Source organism: Brucella sp. NBRC 14130 (assembly GCF_040371715.1).
In the GTDB taxonomy this organism is placed as follows: domain Bacteria; phylum Pseudomonadota; class Alphaproteobacteria; order Rhizobiales; family Rhizobiaceae; genus Brucella; species Brucella intermedia.
Window position 1 is genome coordinate 13,992 of record NZ_BAABTE010000007.1, and the last position, 18,009, is coordinate 32,000.

The following is an 18,009-nucleotide window of genomic DNA, read 5'->3' on the forward strand; positions in this document are numbered from 1 at the left end:
ACCGTCAGTTCCCGCCAGTCAACGGTCGCAGCGTGCTATTGTCTATCCGCAGGCGGTGCCGTCGCCGCAGCTTTACCGTTATGATTGTATGCCGACGCCCGCAGAACCGAATGCGGTTCCGCGGGCTGATTTCAGCGGTCAATAAGGGCTGTCGACCTTGCCCATCTCGACATAGACGGTCTTGATCTGGCTGTAATGAGCGAGGGCGGCAATGCCGTTCTCGCGTCCGATGCCGGATTGTTTGTAACCGCCGAAGGGTACCTCCACCGGTGTCAGATTATAGGCATTGATCCAGCACGTACCGGCCTTGATCTGACCAATCACGCGATGGCCGCGTGCGATATCGGCGGTGAACACGCCTGCCGCCAGACCGAATTCGGTATCGTTGGCGCGCGCAATCACTTCATCCTCGTCGGAAAATTCCAGAACGCTCATCACTGGCCCGAAGATTTCCTCGCGAGCGATGGTCATGTCGTCGGTTACATCCGTGAAGATGGTCGGCTCGATGAAATAGCCTTTATCGAAGCCTTGCAGTTTCGGTACGCCACCGCCGCAGGCAAGCGTTGCGCCTTCTGCCTTGCCCTTTTCGATATAGGACAGCACCTTGTCACGCTGGGCTCCATTGACGAGCGGCCCCATCTGGGTGGCTTCATCCAGCGGGTCGCCGATGCGAATTTTGCGCGTGCGTTCGACCAGTCGTTCGACAAAGCGCTCGCGCAGGTTCTTATGAACAAAGACGCGGGTGCCGTTTGAACAGACCTGCCCGGTCGAATAGAAATTACCCAGCATCGCGCCGCCAATGGCGCTTTCAAGGTCAGCATCGTCGAACACAATGATCGGCGACTTGCCGCCAAGTTCCATGGTGACATGCTTCAGATGTTCGCCTGCCTGGGCCATGATACGCTTGCCGGTCGGCACCGAGCCGGTCAGCGAAACCTTGGCCGTGAGGCGATGATTGACGAGTGCCGCGCCGACATCGCCGAAACCCTGCACGACATTGAACAAGCCGTCAGGGAGGCCGGCTTCCTTATAGGCTTCAGCCAATGCGAGCGCTGAAAGCGGCGTATTTTCGGACGGCTTGAAGATAAAGGCATTGCCCATGGCGAGTGCAGGCGCCGATTTCCACGCGGCGATCTGGATCGGATAGTTCCATGCGCCGATACCGACGCAGATGCCCAGCGCTTCGCGGCGCGTGTAGGCAAACGAACCGCCAAGTTCCACGAACTCGCCGTTGAAGCCGGAAATGATACCGCCGAAAAACTCCAGCGCATCGGCTGCCGAAGCGGCATCCGCCACCAGAGTTTCCTGAAGCGCCTTGCCGGTATCGAGCGTTTCGAGCTTCGACAGCTTTTTGTTCTTCTCACGCAGGATATCTGCCGTGCGGCGCAGGATGCGTCCGCGCTCGACAGGTTTCAGCGCGGCCCATTCGTCCTGCGCCTTCAGCGCTGCCGCGTAAGCCGCTTCGATCACGTCGGGCGTCGCGGAATAGAGCCTGGCGATTTCCTCCCCGGTTGCCGGATAGATGACCGGCAAAGGCTTGCCTGTCTTGTCTTCAACGAATGCGCCGCCGATAAAATGCGAGGCTTTGGGTTGTGCTTTCATTGTTGGTTCCTTGTGTAAGGCAATAGGGCAGTACGGCAATAAGGCAGTATGTTTTTAAGCACGGGGAACACGACCTCACATATTGCCCTACTGCCTTACTGCCCTATTCCCCTAGATCGCGTCAGCGATCAGAAACTTGCCACCGCGGATTGATCCACGGCTCCTGATTGGAACGCGCGAGCGGTGTGCGGCCAAGAATATGATCGGAAGCCTTTTCGCCGACCATGATCGACGGGCCGTTGAGATTGCCGTTGGTGATGCGCGGGAAGATGGATGAATCCGCAACGCGCAAACCTTCGACACCGATCACCCGGCATTCAGCATCGACCACGGCAAAAGGATCGTCAACCGCACCCATTTTGCACGTGCCGCATGGATGGAAGGCACTTTCGACGTGTTCCTTGATGAAATTGTCGATTTCATCGTCGCTTTGAACATGCGCGCCGGGCTGGATTTCCGCTCCCCGATAGGGATTGAACGCGGCCTGTCCGAAGATCTCACGGGTCAGCCGTACACAGTGGCGGAAGTCGGCCCAGTCGTCCTCATGCGACATATAATTGAACTTGATGACAGGCTTTTCACGCGGATTGGCCGAGCGAAGCGTCACGCTGCCACGCGACTTTGACCGCATCGGCCCGACATGGGCCTGAAAACCGTGTGATTGCGCTGCGGCCTTGCCGTCATAGCGGATCGCAACCGGCAGGAAGTGATATTGGATATCGGGATATTCCACGCCAGCCTTCGAGCGCACGAAAGCCGCAGATTCGAAATGGTTAGTTGCGCCGTCGCCGGTCTTAAAGAACAGCCATTCTGCACCAATCTTCGCTTTGGAAAACAGGTTCAGTTTGGAGTAGAGCGTGATCGGCTGCGTGCATTCCTGCTGGATATAGACTTCCAGATGGTCCTGCAGGTTCTGCCCGACGCCGGGACGGTCGGCGACCACTTCAATTCCGTGTTCTTTCAGCTGTGCGGCAGCGCCGATGCCGGAGAGCATCAGGAGCTTCGGCGAATTGATCGACGAGGCGGCAATGATGACTTCACGCCGCGCACGGATGGTCGAGAAGCTGCGGCCTGCCTCGATCTCAACACCAACCGCGCGCTTGCCTTCGAGCACGATCTTGCGCGCAAGGCCCTTGACCAGCTTGACATTCGGGCGCTTGAGGGCCGGTTTCAGATAGGCATTGGCGGCAGACCAGCGACGACCATTATGGATCGTCTGCTCCATCGGGCCGAAGCCTTCCTGCTTCTCGCCATTATAGTCTTCCGTGACTTCAAAGCCCGCTTCATGGCCTGCCTCGACAAAGGCATGGAACAGCGGATTGTCGCGTTTGCCGCGCTGGATATAGAGCGGGCCGTTGGTGCCGCGCCAGCCTTCCTGACCGCCGCTTGAATTTTCCATCCGCTTGAAATAGGGCAGAACATCGGCATAGGCCCAGCCGCGCGCACCGCTTTGCGACCAGTGGTCGTAGTCGCGGGCATGACCGCGCACATAGACCATGCCGTTGATCGAAGATGAGCCGCCCAGCACCTTGCCGCGCGGCGTAACAAGGCTGCGCCCGCCAATATGCGGTTCCGGTTCGGTGGAAAAGCCCCAGTCATAGGTTTCCATATTCATGGGGAAGGAGAGGGCAGCCGGCATCTGGATCAGGGGGCCAACATCGGGCACGCCATATTCGATGACGATCACCGAATAGCGACCGTCTTCCGACAGGCGATACGCCATGGCCGATCCGGCGGAGCCAGAGCCGATGATGACGAAATCCGCTTCCATACTCATTTCTCCCCCGCAAACTGGCCCAAAAGCTGAACCGCGATGTAATCCTCCACCAGCGCAATCGCCGAGGCTGCATTGGGCGCATCCGCACCGAGCGCATGACGGATGTAGAGGCCATCGATCATGGCACCAGCGCCCTCGGCAATGCGGCTTGCCCGCTCGCGCGTGGTCAGGTGTTCAAGCGCGAAAACGAGGTTCGAATGCAGGCGGCGCGCATAGATACGCAGGAGCCGACGCGTATCCTCCGACTGCTGCGCGTGCACATAGAAGGTAAGCCAGGCAGCAATGGTTTCCTGCGTGAACTGCGATGCGGAAAAATTGACCGCTATGATGGCCGCGATACGTTCCTGCGGCGTTTCGGCTTGCCCGATGGCGGCGTTGAGATCCTGTCCCAGTTCGCGCAGCAGATGGCGCATTGTGGCCAGGATGAGCTTGTCCTTGCCGCCGAAATAATGATGCGCGAGCGCAGGCGAAACGCCCGCCTCATGCGCGATCTGCGCGACGGTCACATCCAGCGAACCGCGCTGGCCGATTGTACGAATGGCGGCGTCGATCAGTTCGCGCCGCCGCAAGGGTTCCATCCCGATCTTGGGCATAATCGTGGTCCGCTCTCAGGCTAATTATCCGCCAGTTTAACGTTGATTGACTCATCAATCAATAAAAACCAGATGTGCAAATCATGCATTTACCATCGCAACAGTGGGTGGCTTATCTGGCAAGGAGGCTTGCCGGGGATGTGCCAACTGCTTACATTCAACTGATGAGCAGAGCTTTTACCAAGGAACAGGATGATGCGCCGACCGATCTTGGCGAGCGCCCGGTCAGTCCGCATCGCAATCTCGTCACGCCGACGGGCCTGAAGATGATCGAGGATGAAATCGCCCGGCTGCAGCGTGAGCTGGCAGATGCCAATGTGGCGGGCGAGCGTTCGGCGATTGCGCGTATCTCGCGTGATCTGCGCTACTGGACAGCGCGGCGCGAAAATGCCGAGCTTTCGGTTCCCGCTTCCGACAGTGATGTCGTGCGTTTCGGCATGACGGTGGAACTGGAAAATCTGGACGACGGCAAGGTCCGTCGCTGGACCATCGTGGGCGAGGACGAGGCCGACCCATCAAACGGCAAGATTTCCCACGTGGCGCCCGTTGCCATTCTGTTATTCGGCAAGCCGGTCGGCGATGTCGTGAAAATCAATAATGTCGAATGGGAAATCGTATCGCTGAAGGTTGTTTAGTCTTCTTCTATCGCGACCGTATGGTCACGAAAAAACGCTGCGGCGCCGGTTTCATCAATTTCACTCGTCGAAACCATCAGGACGAGTTGGATAATGTCTTCCTGTTCGGCCTCAAGACTGAAACCATTGAAATAAAGAAACAAGTCGGCGGCAGCCAGCCCTGTTCGCTTGTTGCCGTCCACGAAGGGGTGGTTTTTCAGCACACCGAACAGATAGGCCGCCGCCAGGTCGAAAATATCCGGATCGCCATAGGCTTCCTTTTGCAGCGGACGCGCAAGTGCTGAATCAAGCAAGCCGGTATCGCGAATGCCGGTTGCACCGCCATGCAAACGCAACTGCTCCTGATGCAGCGCTTCTATGAAAGCCCGCGAATGAAACTCAATCATTGAGCGAGCACGCGATAAGCGGTCTCGTATTTTTTCATCCGCTCGCGGGCGATCTTCATTTTCTTCTCGAAGATTTCCGGGTCTTCCGTGCTCCTGGTCAGTCTCAGCCCATCCTTGTCTGCGGTCAGGACCAGAGTGTCGCCAGTTTGCACGTTCAACTGCTCCAGCATTTCTTTCGGGATGATCACACCGTCGGAATTGCCGATTTTGCGCAGGGTTACGTTCATGGCTTTTCTCCTATGTTATAACGCATGATATAACATGGTGAGCCTGTGTTGTCACCACAAGCTACAGCCAGCCCTTGCGGCGGAAGTAATAGAGCGGCAGCAGGGCAGAAGCGACCATCAAACCAAGCGCCATCGGATAGCCCCATGGCGATTGCAATTCCGGCATGAAGGAGAAGTTCATGCCATAGATGGAAGCCACGAGCGTGGGCGGCATGAAACCAACCGCCGCCACAGAGAAAATCTTGATGATGGCGTTCTGTTCAACCGAAATCAGCCCGACGATCGTATCGAGCAGAAACGTAACCTTATTGGACAGAAAATCCACATAGGCGGTCAGGGATTGCGTGTCGCGCTCCAGCGACTTGATCCAGCTACGCGTTTCCTTCTTGCCGGCTGCCGGATTGTTGATGGCCGACAGATAGACCAGCATGCGGCTGATACCCGCCAGACTTTCGCGCATTCGCGAGAGGAAGGTTCCCTGTCCACCGATCTGGGTCAATATGTGCCGGAAATCCTCCGTCGTCATCGGGCGGGCTTTCGGCTGGCGGCGATAGATGGAGTGCGAGGCCGCATCGATTTTGCCCGCCACGCCTTCCAGAATATCGGCAAGCCGGTTCGTGGTGGCTTCGGTGATGCCAAGCATGATCGACAGGCCCGAGCACTTGGCTGATATCAGCCCGCTGCCCGGCTTGGTCGAACGGAGGATATAGGTGCTGAACGATTTCGGATTGGCATAGCGCACGGTTATCAGCCGTGATCCGTGCAGAATGAAGGTGACCGGAGCAAGCTCGCGATGGTCGAGATCGACCGCGTGCAGGATAGGCACGGTGAGATATTGTGCGCCGGTTTCCATATAGAAGCGGCTCGATTCCTCGATCTCCGTCATGTCTTCGCGGGTCGGGATTGAAATGCCCATCCATGCCTCGACAATACTGTCTTCGTTGACGCAGGGAGCAAACAGATCGATCCAGATCACATTCTCGGGCAACGGAGTACCGGGCTCTACTTCCACTTGTTCGAGGTGGTCTCCGGAAAGGCTGTAAAGTGTGATCATACTGGCACCTGAAGTCTGGCCCGAAATCTCGAGCGGCTGGATTATGGGGCACTTTGCGCGAAAATTGTTAACGGAATGCGGCAGTGGATACCAGTGTGACAACAGGATTATCAAATCCGCCTCACCAGCCCGCAATCAGCTTTCTTCATGACGGTTGACAGCTTCATTACGTAGGTCTAATTCATCAAGTCATCAGATGACTTTGGTGAAGGTATGAAGGCAATATCCCGCAAGACATTGACGGATTCGGCCACGCAGGCATTGCGCGGAGAAATCACGTCCGGACGCTGGACGATAGGCGACCAGTTGCCAAATGAAGCAGCACTTTCTGCAACACTTGATGTCAGTCGCGGCACGGTACGGGAAGCTGTGCGGGCGCTGGTGGCACAGGGAATGCTCGAAACCCGGCAGGGTTCGGGAACCTATGTCCGCTCCACAGCCGACACGGCGCGCAGCCTCGACCGCATCCGCCATACCAGCCTGCGCGACCGCTTCGAGACCCGGGCAGTTCTGGAAACGGAGGCGGCACGGCTCGCCGCCTTGCGCATCACGTCCAAGGGGATTGTCCATCTGGAGAAAATGCTGGCACAGCGCGGCAATCGTGATGAACTCGACCGGGCAACTTTCGTGGCCCGAGACTTTGCCTTTCATGAGGCCATTGTTGCGGCCTCGGGCAACAGCGCACTGATCGAGGTCTATGCCTTTTTCTCCGCCTCCATTCGCGAATCCATAGAAGCCACGCTCGACGGCGAACTGCCCGAGCCAAACCATGAAGCGCACCGACAGATCGTTGAAGCCATCGCCTCGGGTGATCCTGACAAGGCCGGTGCAACGGTTCGTCGCTTCATGGCGCCCCTGATTGAAGAACTTGAAAGGTTGCTGGCATCATGAGCCACACGAACACAGCCCTGTCGGAAGCGGCAGAAAACGAGGCGATGCTGCAGCCAGAAGCGCTGGTCGACGCTGAGGTGGACAGCGTTCCGCCGCCGCCAGTCCAGCAACCGCCAAGCAAGGCGATGCGCATTTTGCTGGGTCTGAGCCTCGTGCTGATCGCCGCCAATCTGCGACCGGTATTTTCCAGCGTTTCCGTGCTTTTGCCGGAAATCATCGATGCCACCGGCATGTCGTCCATTGCGGCCGGTATTCTGACCACTTTGCCGGTTGTCTGCCTTGGCGTCTTTGCGCCGTTTGCACCACGGCTGGCGCAGCGTTTCGGCGCCGAACGTGTCCTGCTTTTCGTGCTGGTCGTGCTGACTGTTGGCACCGCCATTCGCGGCTTCGGTTCGTTCTATTCGCTCTATATCGGCGCAGCATTGGCCGGTGCCGCCATTGCGACAGGCAACGTGCTGCTTCCGGGCGTCGTCAAGCGTGATTTCCCGAAAACTGCGGCCATCATGACAGGTCTTTATACGATGGCGCTATGCGGCGGCGCTGCCTCCGCAGCCGGGTTCACCATTCCCATCAAGGGGATGCTCGGCGGTTCCTGGAACCTCGCTCTGGCATTCTGGGCTGTTCCGGCGGCAGTCGTTCTACTGTTGTGGCTGCCGCAGGCCATGCGTGCGAAACACAATGTCGCCCATTCGGGTTTCAAGGTGATCGGCTTGTGGAAGGACAAGCTGGCCTGGCAGGTAACCCTGTTTATGGGGCTGCAATCCTCCACTGCCTATATCGTTTTCGGATGGCTGGCGCCTATCCTGCGCGAACAGGGCCTCAGCCCAGTAGCGGCAGGCGGTCTGGTTTCCTTTTCGATATTGGCGCAGGTCATTACCTGTCTCGCAGTGCCTTCCATTGCCACGCGCCAGAAGAACCAGAGCCTGCTCAATGTCATTCTCTGCGCCTGTGCAGCCTTGCCGTTGATCGGCTTTCTCTATTTGCCGCTATGGACCTATTGGGGACTGGCGGTCATTCAGGGCATCGGGCAGGGCGGTCTCATCGCCGCCGCCATGATGGTGATCGTGCTGCGGGCGCCGGATTCGCACACGGCGGCGCATTTGTCCGGCATGGCGCAGTGCGTGGGCTATACGCTTGCCGCAATCGGCCCGCTGATCGTGGGGTTGATCCACAGCGCGACGGGCAGCTTTACCGCCTGTGGCCTCTTCTTCGCCGTGTTGGGGTTGGGCGCTGCTATCGCCGGATGGGGAGCAGGGCGCGCGCAACATGTAGGTGTGCAGGTAATCAAGGAATAGCAGCAACAAAAAACCCCGGCAAAACCGGGGTTTCTCTTTATTCCTGCACGAAAGGCATCAGGCCTTTTCGTACAGCTCTTCGACGAATTCCCAATTGATGAGGCTGTCGACAAAGGCTTCGAGGTATTTCGGACGCAGATTGCGATAATCGACATAGTAGGAATGTTCCCACACATCGACGCCGAGGATCGGCGTTGCGCCATGAACCAGCGGGTTTTCGCCGTTCGGGGTCTTGGAGATTTCAAGCTTGCCGTCCTTGACCGACAGCCAGGCCCAGCCCGAACCGAACTGGCCGACACCGGCAGCGATGAAATCCGCACGGAACTTGTCGTAGCCGCCAAGATCGGACTCGATTGCCTTTTCAAGCTTGCCCGGCAGCTTCTTGCCGCCGCCGTTCTTCTTCATCCACTTCCAGAACAGGATGTGGTTGTAGTGCTGGCCAGCATTGTTGAAGAGGCCCTGGTTCTTGCCGTAGCTTTCCTTGACGATCTCTTCAAGGCTCTTGCCTTCGAGGCCAGAGCCTTCAAGCAGCTTGTTGCCATTGGTGACATAGGCCTGATGGTGCTTGTCGTGATGAAGTTCAAGCGTCTCGCGCGACATGAAGGGCGCAAGGGCGTCATAGTCATACGGCAGGGCGGGCAGTTCGAAAGCCATTGGAAACTCTCCTCTTTTCTTTCTGCTTACATGGCAATTTACGTGGGCAGCTTGCGGCGGGCCGAGCAGATGCTGCCTCAAAACTTGCGTGCGGAATCTACATAGGCCGCATCGGTGCGGGCGGCAATGGCGCGAATGTGCAATTCAGCTTCAAGACAATGAATTATTATTGAAATCAAAGTAGGATGGCGCAATTCTAGATTTTATGCTTCGCGATGCGTGGCGGACCCTCACAGGAGGAAACGGTGTCCCACAGTTCTTATGTCTTCGACGCTTATGGCACATTATTCGATGTCCATTCGGCGGTGCGGCGACATGCAGACAAAGCCGGGCCGGACGGACGGGCATTTTCCGAACTGTGGCGCGCAAAGCAGCTCGAATATTCCTGGGTGCTGAGCCTGATGGGTGCCTATAGCGATTTCTGGAAGCTGACCGAGGATTCGCTCGATTTCGCATTCGCACGCTACCCTTCTGTCGATCCGGCGCTGCGCAATGACCTGCTCGACGCCTATTGGAAGCTCGATTGCTATCCAGAAGTGCCAGCGGCCCTCAAAAGCCTGAAGGAAAAGGGCGCACGGCTTGCAATTCTTTCCAACGGCTCACCCGCGATGCTGGAATCCGCCGTTCGTTCGGCAGCGCTCGACGTCCTGCTCGATGATGTGATTTCGGTCGATGAAGTCAGGAAATACAAGACCGCCCCGGCGGTCTATGAGCTCGTCACCCTGCAATGGCGGCTTTATCCTTCCGCAATCTCGTTCCAGTCCTCGAACCGCTGGGATGTGGCAGGTGCGGTACGGTTCGGTATGCGCGGGGTCTGGATCAACCGGTCGAACCAGCCCGACGAATACAAGCAGTTCGCTCCGGCATTGATTCTGCCAAGTCTCCAATTGCTTGATTGAGTAATCACTAAAATTTGAACTTTCCCGGTTTATGGAAAGCAGGCTCCTGCACCCAAAATTGTGTCGCGGCTGCAACACGAGCCATGCTGGTGGGCTTTCGCCACGTTTAGGCCGCATTACGAACGGGCGTACGCCACATTTCTCGGGCGTTTTCCGTGCAACCGAACACCGGAAACAGCCGTTTGAGGCCGTTTCGACAGCTCACCGCGCATCTGCCACAATTGGCCGGGTCGCAATTCGTTAACCCTGAATGTGTATCTGTAACTCCTCCCGTCACCAAACTGGTTTTCATATGCAAACGACCCTTACCCGCCGTTCCTTTCTGACGGCAATGACAGCAACAGCGGCCGCCGGTCTGGCCGGTTGCGCTCAGTTGGGGCAGAATGTTCCAATCATCGATGTGGATCAGTCGGGCAACCCGATCAACCGCACCCCGCAGGCCAATGTCGATTCTTCCTATGGCGGATGGGCGCAGATGTACGCCGCCGTCGAGGATGGCGGCTTCCAGCTTCCGGCAATTCCGATCCAGAAGATGGACAAGCGCTTCCTGCGTCAGGTTGTGCAGGACCCAACCGGCGAACTGCCCGGTACGATCGTCATCGATACGGCTAACCGCTTCTGCTATCTCGTCCTCGAAAATGGACAGGCGATGCGCTACGGCGTCGGCATCGGTCGCGAAGGCTTCGCATGGTCTGGCCGTGCTGTGATCCAGTACAAGCGCCAGTGGCCGCGCTGGACCCCGCCGGATGAAATGGTCGCCCGCCAGCCGGAACTGGTGCAGTACAGCGCCAAGAACGGCGGCATGGCTCCGGGCCTCAAGAACCCGCTCGGCGCCCGCGCACTCTATATTTTCCAGGACGGCAAAGACACGCTGTACCGCCTGCACGGTAATCCGGAATGGTGGTCCATCGGCAAGGCGGTCTCTTCGGGCTGCGTACGCTTCCTGAACCAGGACATCATCGATCTCTACGATCGCGTTCCGGCGAAGTCACCAATTCTGGTGATGTAATTGCGAGTGCCGAAACGGCAGATTGCAAAGCCCCGGACAGCTAACTGTCCGGGGCTTTTTCTATTGTGCCGCGCCAACTTGCCGCCGCCTTGAAAATAAGTCACTTTCCGCGCGGACAAATCGTCGGAACAAGGGGAGGGAAGTCATGTCCGAGGAAAAAACTGCCAAGGAAGCCGTGAAGGGGCCTGCGTCCTATTTCCCGTCCATCGAGAAAAAGTACGGACAGCCTGTCCAGCATTGGCTTTCGCTGATTGAGCAGCGAAAGGGCGACAAGCATATGGAAATCGTCAACTGGCTGAAGTCGGAATTCGAGATGGGACATGGTCACGCCAATGCCCTCGTAGCCTACGCTCTCGCCAAACCGGCGAAGGCGTGATTCTCAAGCATGTCTCCCGAACGCGGGTACCGATTTCGGGAGACATGCTTGAAAAACAAACGGATAGAGCATTTCCACTGGTTCAGTCAAAACAGGAAATGCTCCCGCGCTTTCTATCGTTTGAAGCCGCCGAGAATGCCGCGCACCAGTGCGCGGCCAAGCGAATTGCCGACCGAGCGGACGACGGATTTCATCGCGGCTTCCGCAACCGTCTGGCGGCCGGAGCGACGGCCAGTGCCGAGTGCGGTGCCGACGAGATCGCCAAGAATGCCACCACCGCCTTCTTCCTCTTCCTTGGTCTTTTGCTGGGCTGCTGCTGCATTCTGCGCCTTGCGGGCCAGCATTTCAAAAGCGGAATCACGGTCCACAACCTGATCATATTGCCCGGCAACCGGGCTTGCCGCGATGATCCTGGCGCGTTCTTCCGGTGTCAGCGGTCCGATGCGCGATGAAGGTGGACGCATGAGCGTGCGCTGCACGATGGAAGGCACGCCTTTTGCCTGAAGCGTGGAAACCAGCGCTTCACCGGTGGCGAGACTGGTGATCGCCTGGAACGTGTTGAAATCCGGGTTCGGACGGAACGTATCGGCTGCGGTCTTCACGGCATTGGTTTCGCGCGGCGTATAGGCTCGAAGTGCGTGCTGCACGCGATTGCCAAGCTGTGCCAGAACCGTTTCCGGCACGTCGAGCGGGTTCTGTGTCACGAAATAAACGCCGACGCCCTTGGAGCGGATCAGGCGCACCACCTGCTCGACGCGGTCGATCAATGCCTTCGGTGCTTCATCGAAGAGGAGGTGGGCTTCATCGAAGAAGAAGACGAGCCGCGGCTTGTCGGGATCGCCGACTTCCGGCAGTTCCTCGAACAGTTCCGACATCAGCCAGAGCAGGAAGGTGGAATAGAGCCGCGGGCTCATCATCAGCTTGTCGGCGGCGAGCACGCTCACCACGCCACGCCCGTCGGTCGTGGTGCGCATAAGGTCCGAAATCTTGAGCGCTGGTTCCCCGAAGAATTTCGAGCCGCCCTGCTGATCGAGGACCAGAAGCGAACGCTGGATCGCGCCCACCGAAGCCTTGTTCACATTGCCGTACTTACCGGAAAGCTCTGCCGAGCGCTCCGCCATTTCAGCGAGAATGGCCTGCAAATCCTTCAGGTCCAGAAGCAGCAAGCCTTCTTCATCCGCCAGGCGGAAGGCAATGTTCAGCACGCCTTCCTGCGCATCGGTCAGGCTCATCAGGCGCGACAGGAGCAGCGGCCCCATCTCTGAAATGGTAGCGCGGACGGGATGGCCCTGTTCCCCGAAAATATCCCAGAAGATCACAGGCGCGGCGCGCATTTCGTACGGGTCGAGCTTCACTTCCGCCGCACGCTTGATGAGGCCGTCATTTTGAACGCCGATGGCGCCAATGCCGGAAAGGTCGCCCTTGATGTCGGCGCAGAAAACGGGAACGCCAGCCGCCGAAAAGCTTTCGGCCAGAACCTGCAGCGTGACCGTTTTACCCGTGCCGGTCGCGCCGGTGACGAGGCCGTGCCGGTTGCCGTATTTCAGCGCTAGATATTCCGGCTGCTGGTAGGAGTCGTCAGGCTTGCGGCTCGCGCCAAGAAAAATAGCGTCTTCGGCAGTCATCAGGCAGCTTGCTCCCTCTGTTCAACTATAATAGCAGGGCGCCAAGATGCTAAGGCATCACGCCCTGAAAATGCTCAATTGCCGCACGGGCTTAACCAAGTCACGATGAGTCAAACTCGATGAGACTTGGTATAGCTTACGATATAGAGCAAAATCCGGCCGGAGTGAAACGAGGATCGATAAGATTATGCCGGATCGCGGCCCTCAACGCGCCGGATAGCCGTTCGGGTGCGCCGGAATGGCTTTCAGATAGGCGGCAATGGCATTGCGATCCGCTTCGGCAATATGAGCCATATTCGCAACCACGTCGGTCATCGAGCCGCCAAGCGAATCGAAATCCGGGGTAAAGCCGCTTTGCAACGCGTAGGAGATGTCTTTCTCGCTCCAGCCGCCGATGCCCGCTTCGTCCGGCGTGATGTTCGGAACAACGCCTCGTTTTCCGTCGCTGCCGGTTTCCGGTGACAGTGCTCCGGCCAGCCATTTGCCGGTATCCAGCCCGCCAATTGTGTTGCGCGGCGTGTGGCATTCGCCGCAATGGCCAAGCGCTTCTGTCAGATACTGGCCGCGCTTCACATGATCGGAAGCATTTGCGATTTCCACCGCTGGCCGGTCGGTCAGGTAAAGCTGCTTCCAGAGGCCGAGCCCTCGCCGGATATTGAAAGGGAAGGAGAGCTTATGCGGGGCCGCGACATTGTCGGAAGGCGGCAGCGTTTTCATAAAGGCAAAGAGGTCGGCCACATCCTGCGGCTGCATCCTTGTATAAGAGGTGTAGGGGAAGGACGGATAAAGATGCTCATCCTGCTTTCCGACGCCTTTCAGCATCGCGTTGGCAAAATCCTGAATAGTCCAGGTTCCAATTCCCTGCTCGGACGGGGAAATATTGGGCGCAATGAAAGTCCCGAAATCTGAAACCAGCTCATGGCCGCCCGCCAGCACCTTGCGCGCATCACCCGAGGCACCGGGTGCGGCATGGCAGGAAGCGCAGCCGCCCGCCCAGAAAACCTGTTCGCCCTTGACGGGGTCGCCGGGCTTCATCGCGTCCAGCACGGTCGCGTCCACCTTTTGCGGTGTGGTCAGAATCCAGAAAGCCGCAGCTCCAAGGACGACCACGGCGCCTGCGACATATGCCAGTTTTCGGACCATTCCATCCGTTCCCGTCTGGCGGTTCCGGCGATTGCGGACCGCTCTTATGGCTGTCATTCAACAGGGTCGTTAGAGCGCGGGGCATTGGCACCGCGCCACTCACATCCAGCACACCGAATGTTTCCGTCCGGTGTGCTCTGTGTCAACAGTGAAGATCAGTTCTTCTTGACGCGAAAGGCCTGATGGCAGGAACCACAATTGGCGGCGACCTGCTGGAAGGCTGGCTTCAGCGCATCCAGATCCTGCGGCTTGGCTGCCAGTGCTGCTGCGGCATCGGTCTGGAATTTTTCGACGTGCTTGACGAAGTCGTCCTTGTTTTCCCAGATTTTCGGAGAAGCTTCGGTGTCACCCTGATCAGAACCAGCAGGGAACAGCGTGTCCACGTCCAGCTTCTTGGCGTCGGCATCGATTTTTTCGAGTGCAGCAAGAGCTGTGGCTGCGTCGAACGGCTTCTCGCCCTTGACCATGGGAGCAATCGACCCAACCGAACGTCCAAGGTCCTTCATGATTGCCTGACGATCAGCGATGACGTCAGCCTGTGCGACACCGGCAATCAATACCGCTGCAGAGCTGACAGTCAGGAAAAACAAACGCATACGATTCTCCATATTTAAAAAATGAACAAAAATTCTCCCTTGGTTCAAATATCCGATACAATCCTGGACATTGCAATCATCGCATCGAGTAAATCCCCAGTGTGGCAAGTATCATTCTGAATTTATAGGGATTAATACATTGGATTCACGTTATCGTGAAAAACATGACTTAAATACTATTGTTTTATACTGAAGGTTTTTCAGCAAAAGTGCGAGCCTCCTGCGGAGGAAATCAGTCCATCATTCACGCGGCTGCATCCGGTTTCGGGATAAAGACATGCGTGAAGACAAAGAGAGAGCATTTCCAATGGTTCAATCAAAGCAGGAGAGGCTCCAGGCTGTCCAAATAAAAAGGCCCCGGAAACCGGGGCCTTTTCGAGCATGTAAACTTTAATCAGACGAACTGGCCGAGGCCCGGAATTGCGCCGATGACGGCATCAACTGGTTCGTCACCAGCCTTTTCCTTGGCAAAGCGGATGGTTTCCTTGGCAACGCCGGAAATTTCACCCATGCCCAGACCAGCACCCATGAGCTGGGAGCCGAGACCCATCACGCCGCCCATCAGGCCGGACAGGAAGCCGCCGCCCTTGACCTGCGCGATTGCTTCTTCAGCGCCGGGGAATGCTGCCAGAAGCTTCTGGACTTCCGCTGCCGGGCCTTCCTTCTGCAGGAAGGCGAGGATCATGCCGACTGCCTTTTCTGCCGTTGCCGCATCGATGCCAACTTTGGAGGTGATGCGTGCGATCAGTTCTTCCATGGAAACTCTCCCAAAAATCTTACGTTTACGTAATATGCATTCTCGCCTTCGCTTTGCAAGCCGCCATGAGCGAAAATATTAGAGCATGTATCCGAAAAGTGGGAACCGGCTTTCGGATAAAATCATGCTCAAACAAAAACTTAGAGCGAGACGGCGATAAAACTTACAAACATCCCGCTCTAGGAGAATATGCCTCGTGAGGTGACGAGATAATTACGCTGTTCGAATTTCCTGCAATTCCAGTTCCTCGATCATGATCTGCCGCATGACGAATTTCTGGATCTTGCCGGTTACGGTCATCGGAAACTGATCCACGAATCGGATATGGGCCGGAACCTTGTAATGCGCGATGCGCTGTCGGCAATATTCGGCCAGTTCCTCTTCAGAAAGCTGGCCATCCTTGTGCAGCTTGACCCAGGCGCAGATGATTTCACCGAACTTTCTATCGGGGATGCCGAATATCTGGACGTCGCTGATCGCGGGATGGGTGAAGAGGAACTCTTCAATCTCGCGCGGGTAGATGTTCTCGCCGCCGCGAATGATGAGATCCTTGATGCGCCCGACGATGTTGCAATAGCCTTCTTCGTCTATCGTCGCGAGGTCTCCCGTGTGCATCCAGCTCGCATCGTCTATGGCGCCAGCTGAACTTTCCGCATCGTTCCAGTAGCCGCGCATGACGCTGTAGCCCCGCGTCAGCAATTCGCCCTTTTCGCCACGCGGCACCACCTTGCCATCCGCATCGACGATCTTCACCTCCAGATGCGGATGGATGCGCCCGACGGTGGAAACGCGCCGTTCCAGTGGATCGGTCGTCGAACTCTGAAAGCTGACCGGGCTAGTTTCCGTCATGCCATAGGCGATGGTGATTTCGCTCTGGTGCATCTCGCTCACCACACGCCGCATCACTTCAATGGGGCAGGGCGATCCGGCCATGATGCCGGTGCGCAGGCTGGTGAGGTTGAAACGGCTGAATTCCGGCTGATCCAGCATCGCAATGAACATTGTCGGCACGCCATGAAGGCCGGTGCATTGCTCCTCTTCAACGGTCTGGAGCGTCAGGAGCGGATCGAAACTTTCGTTCGGGATCACCATGCAGGAACCATGGGTCACGCAGGCAAGATTGCCGAGCACCATGCCGAAGCAATGATAGAACGGCACCGGGATGCAGAGCCGGTCCTGTTCGGAAAGCTGCATCGCCTCGCCGACGAAAAACCCGTTATTGAGGATATTGTGATGCGAGAGCGTTGCGCCCTTCGGGCTGCCGGTCGTGCCGCTGGTGAACTGGATATTAATGGGATCGTCAAATTGCAGTTCTTCGGCAAGTTGCGCCAGTTCTTGCCCGGTGACTTCATCGCCGGATTGGGCGACATCGTCGAAATTCAGCATGCCCGGCGTCTGTTCCGCACCCAGCCGGATCACGCAGCGCAGGGTGGGAAGCCGCTCGGACATCAAATGGCCGGGGCGGGCCTCATCGAGTTCAGGTACGATGCTGCGCAGGATATCGATATAGTTGCTGGTTTTCAGTGACGGCGCGAGGATGAGTGCTGCGCATTCGACTTTCCCCAGCACATATTCCAGTTCATGCGCCCGATAGGCCGGGTTGATGTTGACGAGGATCAGACCCGCCTTTGCGCTCGCAAACTGGGTGAGAATCCATTCGAGATTGTTCGGCGACCATATGCCGAGACGTTCGCCGGGGCGAAGCCCGATGGCGAGGAAGCCTTCGGCAAGCCGGTCGGTCAGTTGTCTCAGTTCGGAATAGGTCAGCCGGATATTCTGGTGCCGGACGATGACGGCAGGACGGCCGGGATATTTTTCCGCGATCTGGTCGAGATGCCGACCGATCGTTTTGCCGATGAGAAGCTTGTCGCTCGCACCATGTACATAACTGGCCTGCTGCATTTCCGATCCTCCCAAACCGAAGATGACGCCCGAAGGCGATGCATCAAGTGTTGGGAGGATGCCATTCGTGAGGCTTCGTGAAAACCGCAGTTTTTATGTTCAGCTTCAGCGCTTGGTGCAACGCACCAGAGTAGCGGCGCCAGCATTGGTATATTTGCTCTGCATCGTATAGAGCCAGCCCTTGCATTCAGACATGCTGCTGAAGCACCGGACACGGTCTATCGGAACCAGTCCGTCGCCGCCTGTGATGAAGGGCGAGTCGTCCACGCCGCTGAACTGGCCGACGATAATGCCGCTGCCTCTTTTCGGCACGCTGCAACGCTGGCCCGCATATTCGCTGACATCCTTGCGTACCTGCGCTTCAGCCAACATCGGCAGCGCGACAAGGCCGGAAACCGCAAGCGATGCGGAAGTGAGGCAAACAGCAATGAACTGACGCAACATCGGTCTCTCCCTAAAAAGAATAGCTATTGAACAATACTATAAGATCATAAGCGAAATAGTGCTTTTTCCATAGCATGTCTCCCGAAGGTGGGAACCGGTTTCGGGATCAAGACATGCGAAAAATGAAGAAAGCATCGCATCCTA

Annotated in this window: 19 protein-coding genes; 6 read left to right on the forward strand and 13 right to left on the reverse strand. The window is 57.3% G+C overall.

From position 1 onward, the window contains the following. Positions 1-138: 138 nt before the first annotated feature. From betB to betI, 3 genes are all read right to left on the reverse strand, one after another. Entirely contained in the window at positions 139-1,602 is a 1,464-nt protein-coding gene (gene betB, locus ABWW28_RS15905) for a betaine-aldehyde dehydrogenase (protein WP_353391379.1), read from the reverse strand. A 121-nt stretch (positions 1,603-1,723) separates the two neighbouring features. Continuing rightward, the gene (gene betA, locus ABWW28_RS15910) at positions 1,724-3,373 is read right to left on the reverse strand and encodes a choline dehydrogenase (RefSeq protein WP_353391381.1); all 1,650 of its coding nucleotides are present in this window, start codon (positions 3,371-3,373) and stop codon (positions 1,724-1,726) included. Positions 3,374-3,375: 2 nt separating this feature from the next. After that, positions 3,376-3,972 (reverse strand): transcriptional regulator BetI, encoded by a 597-nt coding sequence (betI, locus tag ABWW28_RS15915; RefSeq protein WP_061347199.1) that lies wholly within the window; start codon positions 3,970-3,972, stop codon positions 3,376-3,378. A gap of 164 nt (positions 3,973-4,136) precedes the next feature. Between betI and ABWW28_RS15920 the strand changes: the two genes are divergently transcribed. Further along, on the forward strand, positions 4,137-4,607 hold the full coding sequence (locus ABWW28_RS15920) for a GreA/GreB family elongation factor (protein ID WP_151648735.1): 471 nt from the start codon (positions 4,137-4,139) through the stop codon (positions 4,605-4,607). Here the strand turns inward: ABWW28_RS15920 and ABWW28_RS15925 are convergent. From ABWW28_RS15925 to ABWW28_RS15935, 3 genes are all read right to left on the reverse strand, one after another. Next, a complete protein-coding gene (locus ABWW28_RS15925) occupies positions 4,604-4,993 on the reverse strand; it encodes a type II toxin-antitoxin system death-on-curing family toxin (protein WP_061347201.1) in 390 nt (129 codons plus the stop codon). The two genes, ABWW28_RS15920 and ABWW28_RS15925, sit on opposite strands and share 4 nt — an antisense overlap. Beyond that, entirely contained in the window at positions 4,990-5,220 is a 231-nt protein-coding gene (locus tag ABWW28_RS15930; protein ID WP_061347202.1) for an AbrB/MazE/SpoVT family DNA-binding domain-containing protein, read from the reverse strand. The genes ABWW28_RS15925 and ABWW28_RS15930 overlap by 4 nt, the downstream gene beginning before the upstream one ends. A 61-nt stretch (positions 5,221-5,281) precedes the next feature. Further along, positions 5,282-6,274, reverse strand: coding sequence for a magnesium transporter CorA family protein (locus ABWW28_RS15935; RefSeq protein WP_353391384.1), 993 nt, complete (start codon positions 6,272-6,274; stop codon positions 5,282-5,284). 213 nt (positions 6,275-6,487) lie between these two features. On the opposite strand from ABWW28_RS15935, the gene ABWW28_RS15940 reads away from it, so the two are divergent. Together ABWW28_RS15940 and ABWW28_RS15945 are read left to right on the forward strand one after the other, a co-directional pair. After that, complete coding sequence (locus tag ABWW28_RS15940; RefSeq protein ID WP_061347203.1) at positions 6,488-7,165, forward strand: FadR/GntR family transcriptional regulator; 678 nt, start codon at positions 6,488-6,490, stop codon at positions 7,163-7,165. A gap of 44 nt (positions 7,166-7,209) precedes the next feature. Beyond that, on the forward strand, positions 7,210-8,460 hold the full coding sequence (locus ABWW28_RS15945; RefSeq protein WP_369798342.1) for a CynX/NimT family MFS transporter: 1,251 nt from the start codon (positions 7,210-7,212) through the stop codon (positions 8,458-8,460). A gap of 57 nt (positions 8,461-8,517) precedes the next feature. On the opposite strand, the gene ABWW28_RS15950 is transcribed toward ABWW28_RS15945, so the two are convergent. After that, on the reverse strand, positions 8,518-9,114 hold the full coding sequence (locus ABWW28_RS15950) for a superoxide dismutase (RefSeq protein WP_012092469.1): 597 nt from the start codon (positions 9,112-9,114) through the stop codon (positions 8,518-8,520). A 245-nt stretch (positions 9,115-9,359) separates the two neighbouring features. Between ABWW28_RS15950 and ABWW28_RS15955 the strand changes: the two genes are divergently transcribed. The 3 genes from ABWW28_RS15955 (at position 9,360) to ABWW28_RS15965 (ending at position 11,398) form a co-directional block, all read left to right on the forward strand. After that, positions 9,360-10,013 carry a haloacid dehalogenase type II gene (locus ABWW28_RS15955; RefSeq protein ID WP_112590704.1) on the forward strand — a complete coding sequence of 218 codons (654 nt, stop codon included), beginning with the start codon at positions 9,360-9,362 and terminating at the stop codon, positions 10,011-10,013. A gap of 292 nt (positions 10,014-10,305) precedes the next feature. Next, complete coding sequence (locus ABWW28_RS15960; RefSeq protein ID WP_061347206.1) at positions 10,306-11,022, forward strand: L,D-transpeptidase; 717 nt, start codon at positions 10,306-10,308, stop codon at positions 11,020-11,022. Positions 11,023-11,167: 145 nt separating this feature from the next. Beyond that, positions 11,168-11,398 (forward strand): DUF4287 domain-containing protein, encoded by a 231-nt coding sequence (locus ABWW28_RS15965; RefSeq protein WP_151678639.1) that lies wholly within the window; start codon positions 11,168-11,170, stop codon positions 11,396-11,398. 113 nt (positions 11,399-11,511) lie between these two features. Here the strand turns inward: ABWW28_RS15965 and ABWW28_RS15970 are convergent, their stop codons facing one another. The 6 genes from ABWW28_RS15970 to ABWW28_RS15995 form a co-directional block, all read right to left on the reverse strand. Further along, positions 11,512-13,023, reverse strand: coding sequence for a helicase HerA-like C-terminal domain-containing protein (locus tag ABWW28_RS15970; RefSeq protein ID WP_278434150.1), 1,512 nt, complete (start codon positions 13,021-13,023; stop codon positions 11,512-11,514). Between the two features lie 204 nt (positions 13,024-13,227). After that, positions 13,228-14,166, reverse strand: coding sequence for a cytochrome c (locus tag ABWW28_RS15975; protein ID WP_151648628.1), 939 nt, complete (start codon positions 14,164-14,166; stop codon positions 13,228-13,230). Between the two features lie 155 nt (positions 14,167-14,321). Beyond that, on the reverse strand, positions 14,322-14,762 hold the full coding sequence (locus tag ABWW28_RS15980; RefSeq protein ID WP_151648630.1) for a c-type cytochrome: 441 nt from the start codon (positions 14,760-14,762) through the stop codon (positions 14,322-14,324). A gap of 394 nt (positions 14,763-15,156) precedes the next feature. After that, positions 15,157-15,519, reverse strand: coding sequence for a DUF2267 domain-containing protein (locus tag ABWW28_RS15985; RefSeq protein WP_010661572.1), 363 nt, complete (start codon positions 15,517-15,519; stop codon positions 15,157-15,159). 213 nt (positions 15,520-15,732) lie between these two features. Continuing rightward, positions 15,733-17,421 (reverse strand): AMP-binding protein, encoded by a 1,689-nt coding sequence (locus ABWW28_RS15990; RefSeq protein ID WP_353391389.1) that lies wholly within the window; start codon positions 17,419-17,421, stop codon positions 15,733-15,735. A 105-nt stretch (positions 17,422-17,526) separates the two neighbouring features. Next, positions 17,527-17,865, reverse strand: a complete 339-nt coding sequence (locus ABWW28_RS15995; protein WP_353391391.1) for a hypothetical protein — start codon at positions 17,863-17,865, stop codon at positions 17,527-17,529. Between the last annotated feature and the right edge of the window lie 144 nt (positions 17,866-18,009).